Genomic DNA, 6,663 nt, shown 5'->3' with positions numbered 1-6,663 from the left:
GTATTCTGGGGCAGCGGCCACGTGGGCTTCGAAAGCTTCGGTGCGACGGCTGGGCTGAACATCCGCCACGAGAGCCTGGCGGTGGAGAAACTGACCGAAGCCTCTGCATTCTTTGCCAAGAGCGTGCGGATATCGGAGACGGAATACGTGGGGCTTTCGCTGAACGCGGGGGTGAGCTACCTGGACGGGCGCTTCTCGCAGCTGGACCCCCTTGACCCGGCCTTCCGGGAGGACGTGAAGGAGACGGACGCGCTGGTGGGCTTCGGGGTGCTGCTGTACCGTCCGGAGCGTTACTATGTGGGGCTGTCGCTTCCGCGGCTGATGCTGGGGAGCCTGGGTGTGGCCAGCGACAGCCGGTACAACTTCCGCAACCTGTACCACCTGACGGCTGGTGCGCTGTTCGACATGGGGCCTGACTTCCAGTTCCGGCCGAGCGTGCTGGTGACGTATGCGGAGAGCCTGCGGCCGCAGGCGGAGGCCTCGGCGCTGGTATTCATCAAGCGGACGTTCGGCATCGGTGCTAACGTGCGGAGCTACGGGGAGTTTGCGGGGATGGCGCAGTTCCACTTCGGGGGCTTCGGATTGGGCTACAGCTACCAGTTCAACCCGGGCAATGAGCCGCTGAACCGGCGCATCGGCAATACCACCCACGAGATCGGCCTGCAATACCGGTTTGAAGCTCAGCAGGGACTGCTGTAGGGGTTGGCCTTAACTTATGAGTCGCTGATTTTGGATTAATTGACTATATTTGCACAATATGTTTACATTTTTTCTTTTCGATTGTTTATAATATGAAAGAAGAATCGTTGTCGAATAGGGTGTATACCGAAATACGGGGTAAGATCATTTCCAACCAATTGGTGCCCGGTACTCGCCTAAAGGAAGATGCCTGGGCGAAAAAGCAAGACGTGAGCCGGGTAGCTGTCCGTGAAGCCCTGAACCGGTTATTTGGCGAAAACTTGGTCGAAAAGGGCGAGCGGGGCGGTTATTTCGTTAAATCCATGAATACGGATGATATCCGGGAAATCCGGGAATTGCGTGAAGTGCTCGAGTTGGGCGCCCTGCAGCTGGCTTGCGAAAAGCTGGAGGACAACGATATCCGCGAGCTCGAAAAAATCTGTGACGATTTTAGTAACATGGTGAAAAGCGGTTATTTCGGTGGCGCGTGCGAAGCGGATGTGAAATTTCACGAGACCTTGATTGGTAGCGCACGGAATCAAAAGCTTAAAAATATTTACATCTCCAGTAATATTCCATTGTTTCATTTCAAGCTGGGCCGCGCCAGCAGCCATATGGATGATTATGAACAAACCGATAAAGAACACCGTAAAATCGTCGCGGCGCTGAAATCCAAAGATTTTGAACAGGCCAAGAAGATTCTTGTAGGTCATCTGCACAGGGGTGAGCTGGAATCGCTCGATGAGGGCTAGCCCTGCTTGTATCACTGAAGTTTTCTCGTAACGGTTATATGGCGGTTTTTCGAGTAACCTCGAAGAATCGTTCTTGTTCTCATCGCTCGATGAGGGTGGGCTTGATGTGTGCTAAGCGGAATAAAAATTAAGTTAGATTATTTTTTTTTGTTTACAAAAAATATATATGTTTGTAAACAATTATAACTAATTATACTTGATTATGAAAAGAAAAGAACGCTTAATTATTCTTTTTCATCGATTACTCTTAACCGGTTGCCTGGTGATTCCGTCGGCGCTCTTTGCACAGCAGTCAATTGAAGTAACAGGCTTAATCACAGACTCGTTGCAGGCGCCTATGCAAGGTGTAACCGTGAGTGTTAAGTCGCGATCTACCATCGCGACGAGTTCGGATATGAACGGCCGTTTTATCCTCGCTGCGCCGAGTGATGCTACGCTGGTATTTTCTCTGATTGGTTATGGTACGGTTGAGCAGCGGATACAGGGAACCGAGCCGCTATCCATCACCATGTTTCCCGATGTTTCCATGTTGGAGGATGTGGTTGTCGTAGCGTATGGCACACAAAAGAAAAAGGAAGTCGTCGGAGCGGTTACCAGCATCAACCCGTCCGAGCTGAAAGTCCCCTCTAGTAACCTGACTACTGCATTGGCGGGCCGACTAGCGGGAGTGATCGCGTACCAACGGAGCGGGGAGCCGGGGTTGGATAATGCGGAATTTTTTATTCGGGGGGTCACAACTTTTGGCTACAAAAAAGATCCATTAATCCTGATCGATGGCGTTGAGCTATCTACTACTGAATTGGCACGCATGCAACCGGATGATATTGCCAGCTTCTCGATCATGAAGGATGCGACAGCAACTGCACTGTATGGTGCCCGGGGGGCTAATGGTGTGATATTGGTAACTACCAAAGAAGGGAAGGTCGAGCGTGCTAAGTTCAGTTTCCGGTACGAAAATTCCTTTTCCGCGCCGACCAAGAATGTCGAGCTGGTAGACCCGATTACCTATATGCGTATGGAAAACGAGGCCGTCACCACTAGAAACCCCTTAGAGATAACGCCTTATTTGGAAAGTAAGATCGACAATACCGAGGCAGGCATCGATCCGTTGGCTTACCCTACCACGGACTGGCGCAAGGAATTGTTTAAAGACTATGCACATAATCAACGGATGAATTTCAGTCTTACAGGCGGTGGGGCGGTTGCACAATACTATCTGGCTGGTACGTATAATCAAGACAACGGTATTTTGAAGGTTGACGGAAGGAATAATTTTAACAATAATATTAAGCTGAATAGTTATGCCTTGCGCTCCAACGTGAGCATCAATGTAACCAAGACTACGGAAGTGGGGGTAAGGCTATATGGAACGTTTGACGATTATACGGGGCCAATCTACGGTGGTGCGGAAATGTATGGGATGGTGATGCGATCGAATCCGGTGCTCTTTCCGGCCTATTACCCCGCCACGGAAGATTATAAATATGTGCAACACATTATGTTCGGTGGCTCGCTAGAAGGCAATTCGGTGAATCCTTATGCCGAGCTTGTGAAGGGGTATAAAGACTATTCCAAGTCGTTGATGCTGGCGCAATTCGAAATGAAGCAAAACCTAGCATTTGTGACTGAAGGATTGACCTTCCGGGGAATGCTAAATACCAATCGGGAATCGTATTTTGATGTGACCCGGGCGTACAATCCTTTTTATTACGATCTGGCACGTTTTGATCGCCAATCCAATGCTTACACGCTGGATGCCATCAATCCCAATTCGGGCACGGAGTACTTGGGGTATGCGGAGGGGCCGAAAATTGTCCGTACAAATTTATACGCTGAGCTTGCGCTGAATTATAGCCGGACATTTGCCGACAAGCACGGCATTAGTGGGCTGCTTGTTTACAATATGCGCAATTTCCTGGAGGGTAATGCTTCTTCGCTACTTAAATCGCTGCCGTATCGCAACATGGGGCTTTCCGGTAGAGCGACGTACGCATATGACGATCGGTATTTTGCGGAGTTTAACTTCGGTTACAACGGTTCAGAGCGTTTTTACATTGACAATCGCTTTGGTTTTTTCCCTTCGGCAGGCGTGGCGTGGTCGGTGTCTAACGAAAAGTTTTGGGAAGGAATAACGGACATCGTGCCTAAATTGAAGCTACGCGCAACCTATGGACTAGTCGGCAATGACGCGATCGGAAGCGCGGAGGACCGCTTCTTCTACCTCTCTACCGTGGATATGAACAACGCGGCAAGGGGAGCCGCTTTCGGAACGAATTTCAACTATGTACAAAGTGGGGTACTGGTTTCCCGATATGATAATCGATTAATCACCTGGGAAACCGCAACCAAAACCAATCTTGGGTTGGAGTTTTCACTTTGGAATCAGTTTGATGTACAAGCGGATTACTTTACGGAGTACCGGAAAAACATCCTGATGGACAGGGCGTCCATTCCCGTTTCTATGGGGCTCTCTGCCCCCGTGCGCGCCAACGTGGGCGAGGCATCTGGAAAGGGCGTGGATTTTTCTGTCGATTTCAACCACACTTTTTCAAACGGCTTATGGCTTATCGGACGGGGGAATTTTACCTATGCTACAAGTAGCTTTGAAGTGATTGAGGAACCGGAGTATAACGAGCCTAACCTTTCGAAGCGTGGTTATTCGCTTTCGCAACAATGGGGCTATATCGCTGAGCGCTTGTTTATCGACGAGGCGGATGTGGCAAATTCCCCCGTACAAAATTTTGGTATTTACGAAGCCGGCGACATTAAATACCGGGATGTAAATGGCGATGGAAAAATTTCTTCGTTGGATCAAGTGCCGATTGGGTATCCAACCGATCCGGAGATTATTTACGGTTTTGGCTTTTCCGCGGGATTCAAGGGCGTGGATTTTTCTTGCTTTTTCCAAGGTTCGGGCTATTCCGCGTTTTGGATCAACCAGGATGGGTCAACGTCGCCGTTTGTAAATGGCAACCAAGTGCTTAAGGCCTATGCAGAAAGCTATTGGTCGGAAGAAAATCGAAATAATTATGCGGTATTGCCCCGGCTTTCGAAAATATTAAACGACAACAACAACCAATTGAGCACCTGGTTTATGCGTGATGGAAGTTTCCTCAGGCTTAAATCCGTGGAACTGGGTTATACACTTCCCCAAGTTGTTTCCAAAAAGATGTATCTGAATAACCTCAGGGTGTATCTATCGGGCACGAACTTAGCCAATTGGAGTAAATTTAAACTGTGGGATGTGGAAATGGGCAACCGAGGTCTCGGATACCCCATACAACAAGTGTATAATTTTGGTGTACAAGTTGGATTTTAGGAGAACTCGAATCATGAAAAATATAAGAATCTTAATAACTATCCCGTTGTTCTTGGTGTCGTCCTGCAGCTATTTGGACGTAGTGCCGGATAATGTGGCCACAATCGACAACGCATTTACCATGCGGAATACCGCCGAAAAATACCTGTTTACCTGCTATTCTTATCTGCCCAAAACCGGGAATTATATTTACGACCCCGCGGTATTAGGGGCAGATGAAATGTGGTCGCTTAGAACGGAATGGGGAGCACTATCTATCGTGCGTGGTTTTCAAAACGTTGTGAATCCCTTTTTTAACCTGTGGAGCGGCGTTGGTGGTGAACCCTTGCTATTTAAAGGTATTCGGGATTGTAATATATTTATCGATAACATCAATAAAGTTGAGGAACTCGAAGAGCTAGAACGAAGAAGATGGATAGCTGAAGCCAAGTTTTTAAAAGCGTATTATCACTTCTACATGCTTCGGATGTATGGGCCCATCCCATTGATTAAAGAGAACCTATCCATTTCGGCAAGCGTAGAGGAGGTAAAGGTATACCGGGAACCCGTTGAAGATTGTATGACTTATATCCTCCAATTGCTGGACGAAGCAGCTGTGGATTTACCAGATCGCATAGAGGCTGAAGACACGGAGCTTGGTCGGATTACCAAGGTTATTTGCTTGGCGGTAAAGGCCCAGGTGCTCACGTTGAATGCTAGCCCATTGTTTAATGGCAATCCGGATTATGCCTCTTTTACTGACAATCGTGGAGCACAGCTATTTACAACAACCTATGATGCGGAGAAGTGGCTGCTGGCTGCCGAAGCACTTAAAGAAGCAATTGACCTGGCACATGTAGCCGGTAACAAATTATACTATTATCGGGAGAATGACCCAAATGGGGCCATGGTCTCTGAACGCACCAATTTAAAAATGAACATTCGGGGTGCGGTGACGGACAAGTGGAATCCCGAGGTCATTTGGGGAAATTCCAATGATTTGGCAGGAGATAACCAATTACAGGCTCAAGCTCGTTTGGATGGGAATACACCGGGCTATGGTGTTGGTACATCGCTCGGCCCGACGATAAAGATGGCCGAATTTTTTTACTCCAAAAACGGAGTTCCGATCGAGGAGGATAAAAACTGGAATTACAACAATCGTTTTGAACTGCGTACTGCCACCACGGCGGATATCCATTATATCCAGGAGGGGTATGAAACTGTTGAACTGCATTTTGAAAGAGAGCCCAGATTTTACGGAAGTTTGGCGTTCGATGGTGCAATCTGGTATGGACAGGGCCGTAAGTCCGAGACCAACAATTGGTATGTGCAGGCTAAATTCGGACAGTATTCGGGCGGGAAGCCCACAAATGGGTACTCGCCGACAGGTTACTGGGCGAAGAAACTAGTAAATGAGGACAATGTGTACTCTGCTACGAATAGTTATACCATTGTTCCTTATCCGTCGCCGATTATCCGCCTTGCAGACCTGTATTTGATGTATGCTGAGGTCCTCAATGAATATTACGGCCCCACGGACGAAGTATACCACTACCTCGATTTGGTCAGAGCACGGGCCGGTCTAACCGCGGTAAAAGAAGCATGGCAGAAATATTCCATACAGCCGGAAAAACCAAATACGCAGGAGGGTTTGCGGACGATCATCCATCAGGAAAGAGGGATTGAGCTTGCACTTGAGGGCGTACGTCTTTGGGACTTGCGACGCTGGAAAGAGGCCATCAATGAGCTTAACGGTCCCGTTCAGGGATGGAATCTGGTGGAAGAAAGCGCCAACGAATACTATGTGCCTACGCTGTTGCACGCAAGAGAATATCAGCTGAAGGACTATTTTTGGCCCATTAGGGAACTTGATCTCATCACCAACAAAAATCTCGTACAGAATCCGGGCTGGTAAAAAATTAAAGTAAAAAG

4 protein-coding genes are annotated in these 6,663 nt (G+C 48.3%); all 4 read left to right on the top strand.

From position 1 onward, the window contains the following. Positions 1–699, top strand: a 699-nt coding sequence (locus IEV98_RS22940; protein WP_188508377.1) for a type IX secretion system membrane protein PorP/SprF, incomplete at its 5' end; no start/stop codon positions are given. A gap of 92 nt (positions 700–791) precedes the next feature. Further along, positions 792–1,430: a GntR family transcriptional regulator gene (locus IEV98_RS22935; RefSeq protein ID WP_188508376.1), complete on the top strand. Its 639-nt coding sequence runs from the start codon at positions 792–794 to the stop codon at positions 1,428–1,430. A gap of 202 nt (positions 1,431–1,632) precedes the next feature. Further along, positions 1,633–4,749 carry a SusC/RagA family TonB-linked outer membrane protein gene (locus IEV98_RS22930; RefSeq protein WP_188508375.1) on the top strand — a complete coding sequence of 1,039 codons (3,117 nt, stop codon included), beginning with the start codon at positions 1,633–1,635 and terminating at the stop codon, positions 4,747–4,749. 13 nt (positions 4,750–4,762) lie between these two features. Next, positions 4,763–6,646, top strand: a complete 1,884-nt coding sequence (locus IEV98_RS22925) for a RagB/SusD family nutrient uptake outer membrane protein (protein WP_188508374.1) — start codon at positions 4,763–4,765, stop codon at positions 6,644–6,646. Positions 6,647–6,663: the final 17 nt, after the last annotated feature.

This window comes from Parapedobacter pyrenivorans, from assembly GCF_014636865.1.
GTDB classification, from domain to species: Bacteria; Bacteroidota; Bacteroidia; order Sphingobacteriales; family Sphingobacteriaceae; genus Parapedobacter; species Parapedobacter pyrenivorans.
This window is presented reverse-complemented; position numbering and strand designations above follow the sequence as displayed.

Bases quoted from the DNA above. Each gene is read 5' to 3' on its own strand.
- IEV98_RS22935 (WP_188508376.1), top strand. From the start codon at position 792: ATGAAAGAAGAATCGTTGTCGAATAGGGTGTATACCGAAATACGGGGT.
- IEV98_RS22930 (WP_188508375.1), top strand. From the start codon at position 1,633: ATGAAAAGAAAAGAACGCTTAATTATTCTTTTTCATCGATTACTCTTA.
- IEV98_RS22925 (WP_188508374.1), top strand. From the start codon at position 4,763: ATGAAAAATATAAGAATCTTAATAACTATCCCGTTGTTCTTGGTGTCG.